The sequence below is a fragment of the Shewanella sp. DNRA4 genome (assembly GCF_012843185.1).
Taxonomy (GTDB): Bacteria; Pseudomonadota; Gammaproteobacteria; order Enterobacterales; family Shewanellaceae; genus Shewanella; species Shewanella xiamenensis.
In genome coordinates this window covers 43,762-60,675 of sequence record NZ_JABAIP010000023.1, presented here as the reverse complement: position 1 = coordinate 60,675, position 16,914 = coordinate 43,762, and the positions used below count along the sequence as shown (strand labels likewise).

Annotated in this window: 14 protein-coding genes; 4 read left to right on the top strand and 10 right to left on the bottom strand. The window is 48.7% G+C overall.

The features are described 5' to 3' along the window. Positions 1-503 precede the first annotated feature (503 nt). A complete protein-coding gene (locus HG547_RS19855) occupies positions 504-1,388 on the top strand; it encodes a hypothetical protein (protein ID WP_169548802.1) in 885 nt (294 codons plus the stop codon). 766 nt (positions 1,389-2,154) lie between these two features. Here the strand turns inward: HG547_RS19855 and HG547_RS19850 are convergent. The 5 genes from HG547_RS19850 to slyA form a co-directional block, all read right to left on the bottom strand. Continuing rightward, on the bottom strand, positions 2,155-3,210 hold the full coding sequence (locus HG547_RS19850) for a c-type cytochrome (RefSeq protein ID WP_169548801.1): 1,056 nt from the start codon (positions 3,208-3,210) through the stop codon (positions 2,155-2,157). 10 nt (positions 3,211-3,220) lie between these two features. Continuing rightward, entirely contained in the window at positions 3,221-3,847 is a 627-nt protein-coding gene (locus HG547_RS19845) for a c-type cytochrome (protein WP_169548800.1), read from the bottom strand. Positions 3,848-4,318: 471 nt separating this feature from the next. Next, the gene (locus tag HG547_RS19840; RefSeq protein ID WP_144344847.1) at positions 4,319-5,347 is read right to left on the bottom strand and encodes a DUF2955 domain-containing protein; all 1,029 of its coding nucleotides are present in this window, start codon (positions 5,345-5,347) and stop codon (positions 4,319-4,321) included. 16 nt (positions 5,348-5,363) lie between these two features. Further along, positions 5,364-6,437, bottom strand: coding sequence for an HlyD family secretion protein (locus HG547_RS19835; protein ID WP_169548799.1), 1,074 nt, complete (start codon positions 6,435-6,437; stop codon positions 5,364-5,366). 8 nt (positions 6,438-6,445) lie between these two features. Continuing rightward, on the bottom strand, positions 6,446-6,919 hold the full coding sequence (gene slyA / locus HG547_RS19830; protein ID WP_037422531.1) for a transcriptional regulator SlyA: 474 nt from the start codon (positions 6,917-6,919) through the stop codon (positions 6,446-6,448). Between the two features lie 219 nt (positions 6,920-7,138). Between slyA and HG547_RS19825 the strand changes: the two genes are divergently transcribed. Then, positions 7,139-9,043 (top strand): methyl-accepting chemotaxis protein, encoded by a 1,905-nt coding sequence (locus tag HG547_RS19825; RefSeq protein WP_348981368.1) that lies wholly within the window; start codon positions 7,139-7,141, stop codon positions 9,041-9,043. 69 nt (positions 9,044-9,112) lie between these two features. Here the strand turns inward: HG547_RS19825 and metF are convergent, their stop codons facing one another. From metF to metB, 3 genes are all read right to left on the bottom strand, one after another. Then, positions 9,113-10,006, bottom strand: coding sequence for a methylenetetrahydrofolate reductase (gene metF / locus HG547_RS19820; RefSeq protein WP_037422525.1), 894 nt, complete (start codon positions 10,004-10,006; stop codon positions 9,113-9,115). Positions 10,007-10,295: 289 nt separating this feature from the next. After that, a complete protein-coding gene (locus HG547_RS19815) occupies positions 10,296-12,689 on the bottom strand; it encodes a bifunctional aspartate kinase/homoserine dehydrogenase II (protein ID WP_169548798.1) in 2,394 nt (797 codons plus the stop codon). Positions 12,690-12,700: 11 nt separating this feature from the next. Then, complete coding sequence (gene metB / locus HG547_RS19810; RefSeq protein WP_169548806.1) at positions 12,701-13,864, bottom strand: cystathionine gamma-synthase; 1,164 nt, start codon at positions 13,862-13,864, stop codon at positions 12,701-12,703. Between the two features lie 222 nt (positions 13,865-14,086). On the opposite strand from metB, the gene metJ reads away from it, so the two are divergent. Continuing rightward, on the top strand, positions 14,087-14,401 hold the full coding sequence (gene metJ / locus HG547_RS19805; RefSeq protein WP_011073770.1) for a met regulon transcriptional regulator MetJ: 315 nt from the start codon (positions 14,087-14,089) through the stop codon (positions 14,399-14,401). A gap of 107 nt (positions 14,402-14,508) precedes the next feature. After that, positions 14,509-15,252 carry a sulfite exporter TauE/SafE family protein gene (locus tag HG547_RS19800; RefSeq protein ID WP_169548797.1) on the top strand — a complete coding sequence of 248 codons (744 nt, stop codon included), beginning with the start codon at positions 14,509-14,511 and terminating at the stop codon, positions 15,250-15,252. 147 nt (positions 15,253-15,399) lie between these two features. Here the strand turns inward: HG547_RS19800 and nrfD are convergent, their stop codons facing one another. Together nrfD and HG547_RS19790 are read right to left on the bottom strand one after the other, a co-directional pair. Then, complete coding sequence (gene nrfD / locus HG547_RS19795; protein WP_169548796.1) at positions 15,400-16,344, bottom strand: NrfD/PsrC family molybdoenzyme membrane anchor subunit; 945 nt, start codon at positions 16,342-16,344, stop codon at positions 15,400-15,402. Between the two features lie 2 nt (positions 16,345-16,346). Then, complete coding sequence (locus tag HG547_RS19790; protein ID WP_169548795.1) at positions 16,347-16,913, bottom strand: 4Fe-4S dicluster domain-containing protein; 567 nt, start codon at positions 16,911-16,913, stop codon at positions 16,347-16,349. Between the last annotated feature and the right edge of the window lies 1 nt (position 16,914).

Genomic DNA, 16,914 nt, shown 5'->3' with positions numbered 1-16,914 from the left:
TAGGTGGACCCGTCCTCTTTCTGATGAGTTTTAGCGACTACATCGTGGCCCATTGCGAGGCCGATTTAAAGTGGATGGGTCCATTCCATTATCCATGCCTCGCTCACGCAACGAACGCAAATGCCCTGCGGCAACTCCGAGGGGATGGTGAACTCCTATTACTGCTGTGCTGGCAGTAAACCCGGAAAGAGTTATTCCTGTCCGATCTTTCTCACCCAAAAATCTGTGCCTGTCCCGACTTTTCCATTATTCGCTGTGGTCGCTTAAGCCGCGCCGCCGACCGCCGTATGATGGCCGCAGAAATGGATATTAGCCCTAGTGTACTGGCAAAACTGGTGCCGCTGGATTATGTGATTAAGGATATGAACACAAATCAAGTTGTGAAGGGTAACATTAGAACTAAAATGACGGAGATGGTCACACTAATGACTTAAAATCTCTGGTAAAAACTGCAGATTTAACAGTATCATTAATTTAACTATGGTAATTTTTTTGAGGCTCAAATGTTTGAAGATATTTCTAATGCAATAAAAGCAACTTTATATGAGCGAGTTTCAAGTCCGTTTATTAGCTCTTTTGTTCTTTCTTGGTGTGTTTTTAATTATAAAATATTGTTCATACTGTTTTCTAATATGGACACCAGATATAAGTTCTATGAGATTGAAGTGCTACAACTACAACCTCAAAAAATTTTAGGGTTTGATTTTTCTTTCTATCCATATGTTTTTCTATTTCCATTTTTAACTGCGATTTTTTATACGTTAGTTTTTCCATTTATTGAAATCGGTCTAACTTATGTTTGGATGAAGGGGCAAAAACTCGTTAAATCAACCAAAGTTACTATTGAAGATGAAACTCCTATTTCACAAGAAAAATATACTGCACTATTAAAGAAAATTAGACAAATGGATAGGGATTATGGGGATGATTTAGAAAGGAAAGATAATGAGTGCAAAGTAGAGATGGATTTGGCTGCTCACAAGCTAACGCAGTTGGACAATGAGTTTAAAAAACTAGAAAGTGAATATTCAAGCTTAGGAAACAATTTGAATCAAGTTCTTGAGCGAGAGAAAAAGTTGCAACATAGACACGACTCCCTACTTAAAGATAATGATGATGCCTCAAAAACGATTGCAAAACTGAAGCAAAATTTAGAAGATCTATACGCTGAAATAAACTCTCTGAAAGAAAAACTAGAGGAAAAGTCCAACAAAATAACTCATCTAGAAACAACATTAAAAGAAAACAATAATCTTATTGGTGAAAAAACTTTAAGTGGCATCGTTCAGGGGCAACGTCTCAATAATGATTCGGTGTCAAAGGTTTATATCAGTAAAAGAAAACCAAACTCCAGCATCATATTTAAAAAAAATGGCCGTCAAAACTAAATAATTCTAAGAATTTGTCTGAAGTTGAAATCACGAATAAATTTTTAATAAGAGATTAAATAGTTGGGTACCCGTTAACGGGTACGCTTTTCTCCCGCCTAAAATCCCCGTATACCTATAAGCGCACTTAGCCAACGCTGTGAAGCGTAGGCACGTTAACCCGCCGTGAGGCGCTTATAGTCTGCCGTGAGGCAGCGTATCCCAAGGGGAAAATCATGCTTAAAAAATACCTGCCTTTTGTGGCCGGAAAGATGGGACAGGCACAAATATTTAGGACTAACAGCTAACACCAAGGCAACAGAAGTTCACCTTCCCCTGCGAAGTTGCTGAAGGGCGTTGAAGAAAATCGCGTGACGCAGACAGGATGTCTGCGTAGCTTTCGGGGAAGGGGCGAATGAAAATCGGTGATTTTCGCGCTTATGAGCGAGAGGCAGGGATTGCCGAACTGGAGTGCTTTACATGGATGTAAAGCGGAGCCTTCGGAAGCGATAGCAATTTATCCATAAGACCAAGGCTAGTAACCAATGCATGTAACTTCGCTAGGGGCGGCAAGGGAGATCCAAGAGGGAATTGCTGTTGATCCCCTCTTGGTCGGGTGTGGGGTGAAGCCCCACGACTTTGATCCACCTCGGCCGTTAGGCCGCAATGACTCACATATTCACAGCGATAACATTGGCAATTCAAACACCAAAAGGCGATTTAATAAGCCTCCCATCCAGTTACTCACCTTACTTAATAACGCGAGCACTGAATAAGAGCGACTCAACTAAGACTTTTTCGGAAACACCGGATAAGAGGCGGTGCCAAGCACTTTGCCATCGACGTCGACACCGTAGTAGTCATTGTCATTATGGTATTTTTCCTGCGCTTGTTTCACATCGCCCTTATTGCGGGGGTCCTGTGGCCGTTCATGGGAGTTGATGTAAGCGGCAACATCCCATGCCTGTTGATTAGTCAACTGCATACTCTTACCGAAAGGCATGTTTTCATAAATGAAAAATGCAGCCGTATTCACCCTGTGCATGCCAGCGCCCCAGTTGTAACTCATTGGGCCCCATAATGGCGGCAAGGAGTAAACACCGGCAATCGCTTGGCCTTGACCATCGGCGCCATGGCACGCTTGGCAATGGGCGGTATACACGGCTTTACCACGCTCGGGTGAGAACGCAAGTTCAGGTTTTGGGATCTCAGGATAACCACGGCCCGGCAGATTTGCGCGTTGCTCCACTGTCATGGCTTTGGCTAGGGCGTCTGGCAGCGAGAAATCCTCACGTTTGGCGCCTTTAACCAATTCGGCATCGCTGATTTCTGGCACTGGACCATCGAGGTTCGCCGCATCCATCAAACCACTCATCCCTAACCAGTAGGCATAAGCCGATAGCGCAACCAGTTCGGGGCTGCCCGCAGCGGGGGCTTTACCATTCATCGAATAGTTAAAACAGCCTTGTATCCGCTCTTGAAAGGTATTTACTTTATCGTCTTTTTTACGATACGCGGGATAGGCAAAATAGGCGCCCCACACCGGTGACGCATTCGCCTTGCGGCCCGCATCCATATGGCAGTTGGCACAGTTAAGCTCGTTACCCACATACTTATCTCTTAACTGCTGAGTATTCACAAATAACTGATAACCCAAGCGTACTTTATCGCCAAAGGCACCTTCGGGAATCGCACTTAAGGGTCTAGGCGTAAGATAAGTTTGATCAGGATTTTTAGGGACTGAGGGCAATGGCGCTTGTTTATCAGGTAATTCTTGCGCCGCTTGTACCTGAGCAGTCAGCACGCCCATGGCGGCCAATAGTAAGATGGCAGAAGATTTCATGGCATGCTCCTTATTTCAAATTCGCAAAGTAGTTCGCTAAGGCATCCACCTCGGCGGCGGTCAGCTTGTTAGCCACATTGGCCATCATGCCGTCCACATCTCCCTTACGTGTGCCAGCTTGCCACGCCAACAGTTGCGTCTTGATATAACTGGCCTGCTGACCCGCTAAACGCGGGAACAGCCCGCCACCTAAACCCGAAGGGCCATGGCATGTAACACAGGCTGGTAAGCCACGTGACCAATCGCCTTGGTAAGCTAAGCGCGCAGTATCGTCGCTAAAGGTCACCTGCTCACCACGGATCACTGGTTTAACCTCAGTCTTAGGAGATTTGGCGGAGAAATAACTCGCCACTTGCTCAATGCCATCACCTTGCAGTGTCATCGCCATTGGCATCATGGTCGCGTTTTGGCGCACACCCGCCTGAAAATGTTGTAATTGGGTGGTGATATATTCTTTTGAGAGTCCAGCCAAACGAGGGCCAAGTGGCTCAATGCCCTCACCTTCGACGCCGTGGCAAGTCACGCAGATTTGTCCCGCTGGCGGGATTGTTGCCGTGTTAGCGATGGCGACAGAGGTCAAGGCACAGCCGCTAATGAGCGCGATGCCTTTTGCTAATGTTTTAATTTTATTATTCATTTTCTATCCTTGAACAAACCTTGAGTCACACGAAAACGCTTGAAAAACCGCGTTAACGGCTAAAACAAGGTCGTTAAAAAAGAGATAATTGAGTGGTGCGTTCTACGTTTAGCCCACACTAAACGCATCAAAACACCATACTCCTTGCACGGAAGCGGAACAAGCATTAAAAAAATCTAATGTTAACACTTTAGGGCGTGTTGACGTTTCAGGGTTATTTTTGCAGCAGTTTGGCTGGCTTTTATGCAAGGCAAAGTCCGTGCTGTGTAGCTATTCTACATAAACGGACGATAACGCAGCAGAAACGTCAGTCAAATGCTGCCCGAAGGGTTCGTCTGGCAAGCCCTTGCTCTTACTTTCTGTCATAAGAGCCGCTCGTCATTTGAGTAGAATAACGACACATCATTCCTCATTTCGCGAGCACGTGCTTGCCAGAACGAACAAAATTTAATCTCGAAACGTCAACACGCCCTAGTAACCAAATCGGGTCGCTTCAAAGCTATTCAATAACTTATGCAGCAGATAACAGAGGAATAACGTCGCCACTATCGCCACAAAAATACTGCTCACCCGATACAGGGCACTAAAAATTAAGTCGTTACCTGGGGTTAAGTATTGGCCAAACAAAATCCCTAACGTCGTCATAGCGCCAAAACCGACACCCGATCCGCTCGCCTCCTTCACATGGGCCTGCGCAAACAACATTAAGCCAAGCCACAGCAGCGGTACAATCAGGATCAACAATCCTGACCAATCGTAGAGAAAGAGTTGCACCATCACCCCAAAAGACACCCCAAGCAAGGTGCCAATGGCACGTTTACGGGCATAATCCAACGCCCCGTTCCAATGCATGGGGAATAAAAGTAGCAAGGTGGTTGCCTGCGCCGACATCGAATCACGCAGATCGAAAATCTGAAACACTAAGAAAGAGAGCGTGGCAATGCTGGCACCGAGCAACGCCTCATGGCGCATACGGTGCGGTGCTTTAGGGCCGGGTTGATAGGCGGCGCGAGGTTCAACATCCGGCCAAAGTGCAGTCATTAAATAGGCGATGATGACTGATAGCCCTGTCGCCCAAAAGTTACTAAAAATCAGATCATTCAGGTCTGTGCCCGGATAGCTGGCAAAGTGCAGCATAATGCTTAAACTCAGCACGCCATTGGCACCAAAGAGGAACAGGCTACCGCGGGACATCGCCGCAAAACGATACAAAAACAGCAGGAAGACAATCGGTGTCATCAAGCCTGGGTGGCTACCGAAGAAGCCTCCGAGCAGGCCGACTTCAAGCCCCGCAATGGCAGATGATGCCAATAATTGCCTTACCGCATGGCCACTTATCACAGGGACTAAACCCAGTAATAACATTGGGGTTACGGTAAAAAACACCCCATTACTCCAACCAAAGAGCTTACACAGGGTAAAACCAATGGTACCGCCAGTGGCAATGCGCAAGCACTGGCGTAAATCATTGGCGGTTAATGGGCTGTGGCGTAACAACATGCAAATTGCCTTGATATTAATAGATGTAATGGAGCAGGCTAATGACCTTAATCTGCACCTTGGCTAGCAGGCTAAATAGCGTATTGTCGGGCAGCAATTGCACTGTGGCGCGCGCCCCTGCGGGTAGGTTATTCATTGCACTGTTGTCTGACACACTGTCATCTAAGACTAAATGCAGTCTTAAGCGCTGCGCATCACGCACCCAACGGTCTGACTCCTGCGGCGCGGCTAAACGACCATTGGCATCAAACTGCCCCGCACTCACCCCTGCATCGACACTGCTCACTTGGGCGTGATACAAACGACCAGGCTCACCGTCAAAGGCGATTAATGCGGGATAAGCGGCATTCACACCCCGTAAGGTTTTTTCGCGAAAATCGGCAATAATATCCAATTTATCTGAGACTAATGCGAGTAGTGGTTGGCCCACAGCGGCAAAACTGCCCACTTCAAGTTGCAGGTTGGTCACCACTCCATCTTGGTCGGCACGGATTTGGGTGTAAGACAGATTCAGCTCAGCTTGCTCTAACGCATTCATCGCTTGGCGAACTCTAAGGTTATCTTCGCCATAGAGACCACGGCTCACTTTGAGTTTATCGAGGCGAGCATTAGCGGCTAACACATTCGCCTCGGCGGCGTCCGCATCACTATCGGCTTGATCACGCAACTGCTGTGAAACGCCATGGGTCGCATAAAGCGCATCTAAACGTTTGGCTTCACGGCGTTTTTGTTGTGCAGTCGTCGCACTCGCATTCACTTCTGCTTTAGCGGCTAAGAGTGCAGCATCAAGTTCGGCATTATCCTGACGCACTTGTTCTAGGGCCAATTTGGCATGTGAAACAGCCAACTCAAAGGGCGCAGGGTCGACTTGAAACAGTAAATCGCCTTTGGCGACCACTTGGTTATTTTTCACATTAATCGTTTGAATCTTGCCGCTGATCTGTGGAGTCACCTTAGTCACTACACGGGTTGCCATTGCCTGTGGGGTTAATGGCATCATAGTGTCGGCAAACATAAAATAGCCAAACACGGCCACAAAACCGAGCATAGCGATTTTGACAAGACGGGCAAATTGTTGATCCGGTGTCATCTTATTTCTCACTCAAGAATATCTGTGCTCTTAGCCAACTTGGCTAAGGCGTTTTCACTAATTAGGCTAATGATGCGTTCAAACTCGCCAAGCTCAGTGGCACTAATACCCGCTAATAATTCACCGCGCACATGGATAATCCGCGCTTCTACTTGCTTTAATACGTCTTTACCGGCGGGTGTTAGCGACACGATTCGGGCGCGCTTATCTTTAGTGCAGCAATGACGCTCGACTAAACCTTGCTCCTCAAGTTGCCCTAAGGTACGCATCAAAGAAGCCAATTCAATTTCCAGCGCATCCGCCAACACCTTTTGGCTCACGTTGTCACCTAGACGCAATAACTTCCACAACGCGGTCCAACGAGGATGGGTTAACCCAAGTGGTGCTAATTCCACATCCGCCACGGTACGCCATAAGCGGTGCAGGCGACCTAAATGTTCCGCGAGGGATAACTCCTTTAAGCGCTCGAGTTCTTTATACATGATGCTTACTCATTTACTTAGCCTGCTAAGCATTATACTTAGTTAGCAGGCTAAGTAAATATTTTCTGTTCAGAAAAGATCTGTGCACGCTGCCACGAAATCCGCAAAAAGCCGAAAAACAACTGAAAAAGGTTCACCCGCTCGCAAATATAAAAAGCAGTATCTCTATAATATTCAAAAAGATATTCAGACAGACATACGGATACTGGGAGGTTTACTGTGAAGAATTTAAACATTAGCACTCGGATAGTGTTAGGCATCAGCCTACTGCTATTTGCGCTGATGAGCTTTATCATGCCGCTGGTGCTATCAGAATTCAGTCGCCAAATAAGGGAGTCTGAGCAACGGGAATTACATAAGTTATACGAAACCGCGGTGGCCAATATCGTCTCATCGGGACAAAGAGCACAGGCGATGGCAACCTTAATCTCATTAACCCCTGAGATCCAAAGTAACTTTGCCGAGCGCGACCGTGAAGCACTACTTCAACGCACCCAACCGCTATTTACGCGCCTTAAACAAGATTTTGCGGTGCAACAGTTCCAGTTCCACACCCCACCTGCCACGTCGTTTTTACGCCTGCACCGCCCTGAGAAATATGGCGACGACCTCACTGCGATCCGTAAAACCATTGTCGAAACTAACACGCAAAAACAACCGCTTAGCGGCTTAGAATATGGCGTGGAAGGCTTAGGGATCCGCGGCCTCGTGCCGATGAATTACCAAGGGCTGCACACGGGCTCAGTGGAGTTTGGCATGTCATTTGGACAGCCCTTCTTCGACAATTTTAAAAATGCCTACCAAGCAGAGATAACTCTTTTGCTGCCTAAGGATGGCAACTTTGTCCCCTTTGGTGGCACCTTTACCACCGACACCAGCGCCTCCAGCGAACTCAACAAGGTAATGCAAGGTACTGAAGTGATTCGTACCATCGATTTAGACGGCAAGAGCTACGCCCTGTATCGTCATGGGATGAAAGACTACTCGGGCAAAACCTTTGGTGTGCTGGATATTGCACTGGACAGAAGCCATTCTGAGCAAGCGATGTCCGATATTCGCTTTAAACTCATCATGATAGGCTTTATCGCCTTCCTAATTGGCACCGCCATTGCCTGGTTTATCGCTAAGAGTATTACTCGCCCAATTGCCGAAACAACCAATGCGCTCAATGATATTGCCGAGGGTGAAGGCGATTTAACCCGCCGGATTGAAGTGAAGAGCAAAGATGAAATTGCGCAGCTTGCACTCGCCTTTAACCGCTTTGCTGAGAAAATCCACGCCACCGTTGCTCAAGTCTCTGACTCTACTAGCTTACTGGCGACATCGGCCGAAGAAATGTCTGCCATTACCCATGAAACCCAGCAAATGGCAAAACGGCAACACCTCGAGACCGAACAAGTCGCCACCGCCATGAATGAAATGGCGGCAACAGTACAAGAAGTTGCCCACAATGCGACTGATGCCGCTGACGCTGCAACCCACGCCAGCGAGTCAACTGAGCATGGCAAGTTGCTGGTTGAAAAGGTCATTTCGACTATAAATCTGCTGGCGGATGAAATAGCCCATGCCGCCACGGCCATCAACGAACTTGAGCGTAATACCGCGCAGATTGACTCGGTATTAGTCGTTATCCGTAATATTGCCGATCAAACCAATTTGCTCGCCCTCAATGCCGCCATTGAGGCCGCCCGTGCGGGTGAACAAGGCCGTGGTTTTGCGGTGGTGGCAGATGAAGTACGTACGCTCGCCAGCCGTACTCAAGCTTCAACCAGCGAAATTCAGCAGATGATTGAAGCCTTGCAACAGAGTGCCAAATCCACCGTCAGTACCATGAATACCAGTACCGCCACCACGCAAAACTGTGTTTCGTTGGTGCACGAGGCGGGGGAAGCGCTCGAAGCCATTACCCAAGCCGTATCCACCATTAGTCAAATGAACATTCAAATAGCTAGCGCTGCCAACGAGCAATGTGCTGTGTCGGCGGAAATCAATAAAAACGTCAATAATATTAATGATATTACGACCAATGCCACCGAGAGTGCCGAGCAAACGGCGCGGGCAGGAGACGAGTTAGCACAGTTGTCGATGCGCTTAACCACACTTCTCGCTCAGTTTAGGATTTAGGATTTAGGATTTAGGATTTAAGCAAAACAAAACGCCGCTAAACTAGCGGCGTTTTTTATACTGTTAACGTTATACCGCCTTTGGGCGCACCCCTAAGGTATGGCAAATCGCATAGGTCAATTCCGCACGGTTTAAGGTGTAGAAGTGGAAATCCTTTACCCCTTCGCGGGACAACACTTTCACCATATCGATCGCCACGTTTGCGCCCACCAGCTGACGGGTTCCGGCATCATTTTCAAGGCCATCAAACTGCTTATGTAACCAGCTTGGTAAGCTCACATTGGTCATACCCGCAAAACGCTTTAACTGGGTAAAATTAGTCACGGGCAGAATGCCGGGAACGATTTCGACATCAATCCCCGCCGCAACGCAGCGGTCACGGAAACGCAGGTAAGATTCCACATCAAAGAAAAACTGGGTAATTGCACGGCTCGCACCGGCATCGATTTTACGCTTGAGGTTAATCAAATCCGCCTGAGCGTTAGCCGCATCTGGGTGCACTTCTGGGTAAGCGGCGACCGAAATATCAAAGTCGGCCACTGAGCGCAGCAGGCGCACTAAATCCACCGCAAAGCGAGTCGGTTTTGGGCTACCCGCAGGCAAGTCGCCACGCAGCGCCACTATGTCGCGAATACCCGATTTCCAGTAATGCTTTGCCAGATCTAACAGCTCTTCATCACTGGCATCCACTAAGGTTAAGTGCGGCGCAGCGACTAGGTTGGTTTCTTGTTGAATACGCTCAATCACGCCGTGGGTACGGTCACGCACACCCGAGTTTGCCCCATAGGTCACAGACACAAATTTAGGATTCAGCGGCTCTAAACGGCGGATAGAGTTCCACAGGATCTGTTCCATTTCGGGGGTTGATGGCGGGAAAAACTCAAAAGAAACATTAATATCGCCATTAAGTTCAGACAAACTTTGGTTTAGCGAATGTGAATGTTGTGCGTGATGAAAAGCCATGTGTATTTCCTCAACCGCCCGAGTGCGACAATTATCGCGACTGGTACGACTATTAATGCAGTAGTTTAATCCATATGGACGTTTGGACGTCTATATGTCCATATACTAGAGAAACTGGCTGTTAAGTCAAGCCCAAAAATCCCCATTTGTGGTAATTTCTGCCCCATAGATGAGTCTATTTATTCTAGACAATAAAAAAGGACTCGAATGAGTCCTTTAAGTTTATGAATATAGGCAAAATCAACTTGAAGATACGGGGTTTAGTCTCTTCAAGTGTCTGGGTTTATGACTACTCTTGCAGCAGATCGCGGCAGATCTGTGTTAGATCCGATTGTACAGCTGCCGCCGTCACTTCGCGGCCAGCACCCGGTCCACGGATAATCAGCGGATTACCTTGATAGAAGGCTGAGCGGATCACAAACACATTGTCACCGGGCGTGAGGTTGGCGTAGGGGTGGCTCGCATCAATCCACTGTAATCCCACCTCGGCTTTAAGGACTGCGCCGCTATTATCCAAGGAGGCGACATATCTCAGCACTTTGTTTTGTTCCGCTGCTGCGCCATATTGCTGCAATAATTCATCATCTAGCTCACCGATACGGGCAAGGAATTGCTCCAACGGAATATCCGCTAAATGGGCAGGCACTAGGGAGCGCAGCTCAATATCCTCAAGCTCGATTTCCAGACCGATTTCACGGGCTAAAATCAGCAACTTGCGCTGCATATCGCGACCAGAAAGATCGTCGCGGGGATCTGGTTCGGTAATCCCTAGACCACGCGCTTCAACCACTAATTCCGAGAAAGGTTTGCTGGTATCGTATTTCTCAAATAACCAACACAGGGTGCCAGAGAAAATCCCACCCACGGCTTCAACGCTATCGCCACTGTTACGCAGATCGTTTAAGGCGTGCTGAATAGGTAAACCCGCGCCGCAGCTGGCGTTATAGCGCCAAAATAAACGGCGATAACCGAGTTGTTCTTTAAGCTCGCGATAAAAAGGCAGTGGGCCAGAGCCCGCGAGTTTGTTTGCGCTGACCATATGGATGCCGCGCTCGAAAAATTCTGGATATTGTAGGGTTAAACTGGCGCTGGCGCTGATATCTAATGCAATCAGTTCATCGCAGTTAAGTTGTTCTAATTGTTCAAATAGATGCTCGTACTGCCAAGGAGTCGCTTCTGTATCAAATTCCTGCTGCCAGCTTTCCAGATCCACACCAGTGGACTTAATCAAAGCTTTACTGGAAGTCACCAGACCGACTAACTCGACTTGCGCTTCAAGCTCTTGATTTAACGAGGGAGAGACTGACTTAAACAGCTTCACCCACGCCTCGCCAATATTGCCCACGCCCAGCAGCAATACGCCAATGCGTTTGCGCGGGCCAGCGCAGCGGCGATGTACTTTTTGCGTCAGCAGATTAACCTGCGACTGTGGCACTAAGGTCACAAGACTTAAGTCACCACTGAACAAGGGCTTAGCATCACGACTCAGTAAACGGGCAAAGCTGCGGCGATAATGCTCGGCATCGGCACTCACGAGTGCCACTAAGCCAAGCTCGGTATTAATTTGCAGATCTCTAATGCAGAGGGCTTCGGCCTGCGCATCCAATAATTTTTGTACTTGTTTTTGGTTTTCAGCGGTATAGGCAAGCTCAAGCCGTTGATGCGCCGATACCCAATGTGCCAGTGGCGTTAATCCCGCCTCCACCAATTGCTCGAGCAGACTGGCCACATCACCCGCGATCTTAAAGCCAAATAACACCACGGCATTTAGATTGGTCACCACGGGCGCACTCGCTGATGAACTGTGCGGCGCAATCAGGGTAAAGTCGGTGTGGGAGGCATAGCTTGAACGCACAGCCAAGCTCACCTCAGTGTTAAACAGCGGCTGCAAAGTACGTGAATGCAACACGGGTGAGCCTAAACGCGCCAAACGGTCGGCTTCAGCAAGGGACATGCTCTTGAGTAATTTCGCATCATTGATCTTATTCGGGTCAGCGTTAAAGACCCCTTCAACGTCGGTCCAAATGGTCACGCGCTCAATGTCGGCAAGGCTAGCAATTAAGCTGGCGCTAAAGTCAGAGCCATTGCGGCCAAGCAGCAAGGTATCGCCGCGCTCGTTAGCACAAATAAAACCGGTGATCACTAGGCGCTCGTTAGGGTGGGCCGCCAGTAAGGCTTGCACTTTGGCGCGGGATTCTTGCACACGAATTTGCGGCACGGCGGCCTCATCGGCCACTAAAATCGAGCACGCATCAACATGGCTTGCGGCCACGCCCGATTCGCGCAGCAGCGCTGCCATCAGGCGCGCCGACCAACGCTCACCAAAACTCACCACATGGTTAATTTGGTAATCATTGCGTACATCTAAAGATAATAGACTGATTAACTGAGCTTTATCCGTGGTCAAACGTTCGCGTAAATCCCGCGCTTGCTCGTTAGATAATAATTGCTCAATCAAGCCTTGCTGATAGCTGATAAGGACTTGTAATTCTTCTTGCCATAATTGGTTGCTATCGCGCAGGGACAATAATTTATATAAAAAGTTAGTGGTTTTACCCGCGGCAGACACCACCACCAGATCATCACTGTGGCCATGGGTTAACAGAATATGGGCGACTCGGCGGTAACAATCGGCATCGGCTAAGCTGGAACCACCAAATTTATGTAAGTGACAACGTGCCATCTATTATTCCTCTACTGACAAGCCGCTACGGCGGCCAATCCTGCTTGAATATCTGCAACTAAGTCGTCGGCATCTTCAATACCAACCGACAAACGTAATAGGGTGTCTTTAATACCAGCTTCAAAACGCGCCTGCGGCTCCATCGCTCTGTGGGTCATGGTCGCGGGCACGGCCACGAGGCTCTCGACGCCGCCTAAACTCTCAGCAACACTAAATAAACTTAAGGCATCTAAAAAGGCAACCACTTCGGCCTCGCCGCCCTTAAGCTCAAAACTCAGCATAGCGCCAAAACCTTTTTGTTGCTTGGCGGCAATGGCATAACCGGGATGATCCGCAAGACCTGGGTAATACACTTTACTCACGACGGGGCTATTACTCAGTAACTCCACAATCCGCTCGGCATTGCGTTGGTGCTCACGAATGCGCACGGCCAAAGTACGCAGGCCGCGCAGGGTTTGATAACTGTCGAAGGCAGAACCCGTTAAGCCTAAGGTGTTCGACCACCAATGTAAGGTCTCACCAATTTGGGGATCTTTGGCGATCACCGCGCCGCCCACCACATCGCTATGACCATTAATGTACTTAGTGGTGGAGTGGATAACGATATCGGCGCCGAGCAATAGCGGTTGCTGCAAAATCGGTGACAGGAAAGTATTGTCCACTATCACTAACGCACCGACGGCGTGGCTTGCCTTGGCAATAGCTTCGATATCAACCACCCGCAGTAATGGGTTGGATGGGGTTTCAATCCACACCATTTTAGGTTGCTGGGCAATCGCTTGCTCAAGTGCTTGGCTGTCGGTTTGATCGACCACCAGCAGTTTAAATTGGCCTTTTTTCGCCAAATTAGTAAATAAACGATAAGAGCCACCGTAACAATCGTGGGGCACCACCAGTAAATTATCTGGGCCCAGTAAAGTGGTCACTAAGGTAATGGCTGCCATGCCAGTACAAGTCACTACACCGGTTGCGCCCTTTTCCAGCTTTGCTAAGGCATCGCCTAAGATGCTGCGGGTAGGATTGCCGGAACGGCTGTAGTCAAATTCGCGAGGATTTTTATGACCATCGAAGGCGTAATTCGTCGACAGGTAAATTGGCGGCACCACGGCGCCATATTGAGTATCGCTTTCGATACCCTGACGCACTGCCAATGTGGCTAATTGACGCTCGGTCACTAATTTGCCTGCGGTCATCGGGAACTCCTAAGTTCGCAAAGAGATGTCTGGACGTCTAAATGTACCTAAGCCCAGTGGTATCGTCAATAGGCGTTAAGACGTTTAGACGTCTAAACATAAAGAAATCTGTTTGCAATCGCTAAGAAATAGTAGCAATAATTTGACTGTAATCTGTAAGGGTTTAAAATCTGCCCCGAATTTAGCGTTATAACAGGTGAGTCAATGACTGAATGGAATGGGGAATACATCAGCCCCTATGCTGAACATGGCAAGAAGAATGAACAAGTAAAGAAAATTACTGTGTCTATTCCGCTCAAAGTGCTAAAAGTCCTCACGGATGAACGTACGCGTCGTCAGGTCAACAACCTGCGCCACGCAACGAATAGCGAACTGTTGTGCGAAGCATTTTTGCATGCCTACACCGGCCAGCCTCTGCCTGATGATGCCGATCTGTCGAAAGAGTGCCCAGACAGCATCCCCGCTGAAGCGAAGCGGTTGATGGACGAAATGGGGATCGAGTGGGAAGACATGGAATAACGCTTAAGCGTCCATAATCCTGCCGTAACTAATTATTAGGGATCGTTAATGCTCATCCGGCGTGGTGGGTTAAAGTAACGATCCCTATTTTGTTTTGATGGAATCCTATGTTCTCCTTGATCGATCCACAAACGCTTGCCATCGCGTCTGTGATTGTGTTTTTAGGTGCCCTCACCCAGAGTCTGATTGGGTTTGGCTTAGCCGTGGTCGCCAGTCCGCTGCTGTATATCGTCGATCCCCAATTAGTGCCTGCCCCCGTGATTGTGATGGGATTTTCCATCGCGCTACTCACCCTATTGCGTGAACGCGGCCATTTAGAATTCAATGGCTTGCAATACGCACTCATCGGTCGAGTGCCCGGTGGCTTTATCGGTGCTAGCCTATTACTGTTTGCGCCGCAGCCGATCCTCGGCTTGGCGATTGCCGCGATTGTGACGGTTGCCGTGGTGCTCAGTTTGTATAAATTCAGCCTGCCGGTAAACAAAGCGACTCTGTTTGGCGCGGGAGTCGTCTCGGGGATCTTTGGCAATATCGCCGCCATTGGTGGTCCGCCGATGGCGATTTTATTGGCGGGTAAGGATGCTTCGCAGTTTCGCGCAGCGTTATCGGCCTTCTTTATCTTTAGTTCGACCATTGCCTTGGCGATTCTTGGGGTGACGGGCCTACTCGAAATCAAGCACTTTTGGCTTTCGCTAATGCTATTGCCCTCGGTCTTTTTAGGCTATCTCGTGGCGGGCAAACTGGTAGGCAGTATTGATAAACATAAGACCAAGATGGCGACCTTAGCCCTCTGCGCTATCAGCGCCTTAGTGCTCACGGTCAAATCAGTGATTGAGTTATTACCGCAATAATCTCCCGCCAATTGCAGTCAATCGCAGCCATAAAAAAAGCACCGTTTAACGGTGCTTTTTGCTTGCAGGGGATGGGTGATTTACGCCATCGGTATTGCAACGAACTTCAGTTAATTGTTAACTGAGATCTCGTTAACTCTGCTCTCATTAACTTAAGTAGCTTTGGCCCGCATACACAATAAAGTGTCTCAGGGCGAGCACGCCGGTTAAGCTGGCACAGGCCACCATAATCATTGCGCCCTTAGTGTGGCGAGTCGCTGCGGGAAGCAGCATAAACAGCAATGGCACACCAAAGCCAATCCCCACGACACCAATCCAGAATACGCTTGCCCACACGCCAGAGGTGAGTGATGCCAGTGCCGCAGCCGCCGCACCGCCCTTAAAGTACAAGGCGCAAAACAACATAAACAGGAACATGATTTCGATTGCCATCACTGGCAGCTCTAAGCCATGCATTTTAGCTAAGGTCTTGTCGTGGCTATCGGTTTTGAACATCACCAGCGCCAGCACCGCATTGGCCGCCGCACCCGCTGATAAACCCGATACCAAGAACAGTGCAGGCAATACCGCAGTGTTTAGCATCGGATAGGCATTCATCGCCGAGATTAAGAAGCCTGTGTAAGCGCCCACACCAATGGCGAGGACAAACAACAGCACTTCAATCAGCTTTCTAAAGGGCATCAGCAGCTTAGCGATAGGTGTGAGGAAACCTAAGCCCCACTTTGGCAAATCGTCACGCAGTACTAAAATCGCGTAGGCAAATGCCAAGGGTGAGTAAGCCAGCAGCGCTAATACCCCAATCGCCATTACTGATTGGAAGTTATAGTTAATTAAGATCAACCAGAAGTGGAAAGGCTTAGTTAAATCAAACACTAAACAAGCCAAGCCTAAGCTGATTGCCACAGGGCCAATAATCGCCGCGGCCTTGAGGATATTGCTCTCAACTTGCGTTTGTTCTTGATTAAACCAACGCAAACCAATGCCAATCAGCAAACTTCCGGCGGATAAACCCGCCATAAACAAATACACGGCGATGACCCAGTGCCAAGTGACGGGATCATATTGCGCCATATCGCCCCAAGTATTGTTCATAATCAAATCCCCCCTCTTTTGGTAGGAACGCGATATACCCTAGGTTTAGTGCCTAAATGGGTCTTATCTTGGTAAGTGATCTTAGTGTTGAGCAGTGTGGCCACTTCACTTTGTGGATCGTTAGCATCGCCAAACACCAATGCATCGGTCGGACATACAGTCACGCAGGCTGGTTGTTCTCCACGGGCCAAACGGGTGTCCTTACAGAAGTTACACTTGTCAGCCACTTTGGTTTCGGGATTCATAAAACGCACTTTGTAAGGGCACGCCGCCACGCAGTACATACAACCCACACACTTGTCGCCGTGGATGGAGACAATGCCATCTTCGCCCACGTAGGCCGCGCCCGTTGGACACACCTTCACACAGGGCGCATCTTCACACTGCTGACACGACACTCTGTGGTACTTAAAGTGCAGATGGGGCATTTCGCCATAGGGCCCTTCGACTCTCACCTGTAAACGGGTCACCCCTTCTGGTACGCCGTTTTCACTGCGGCAAGCCACGTTACAGGCTTGGCAGCCGATGCACTTGTTCTCATCGTGCACCATCACATATCTTTTCGTCATT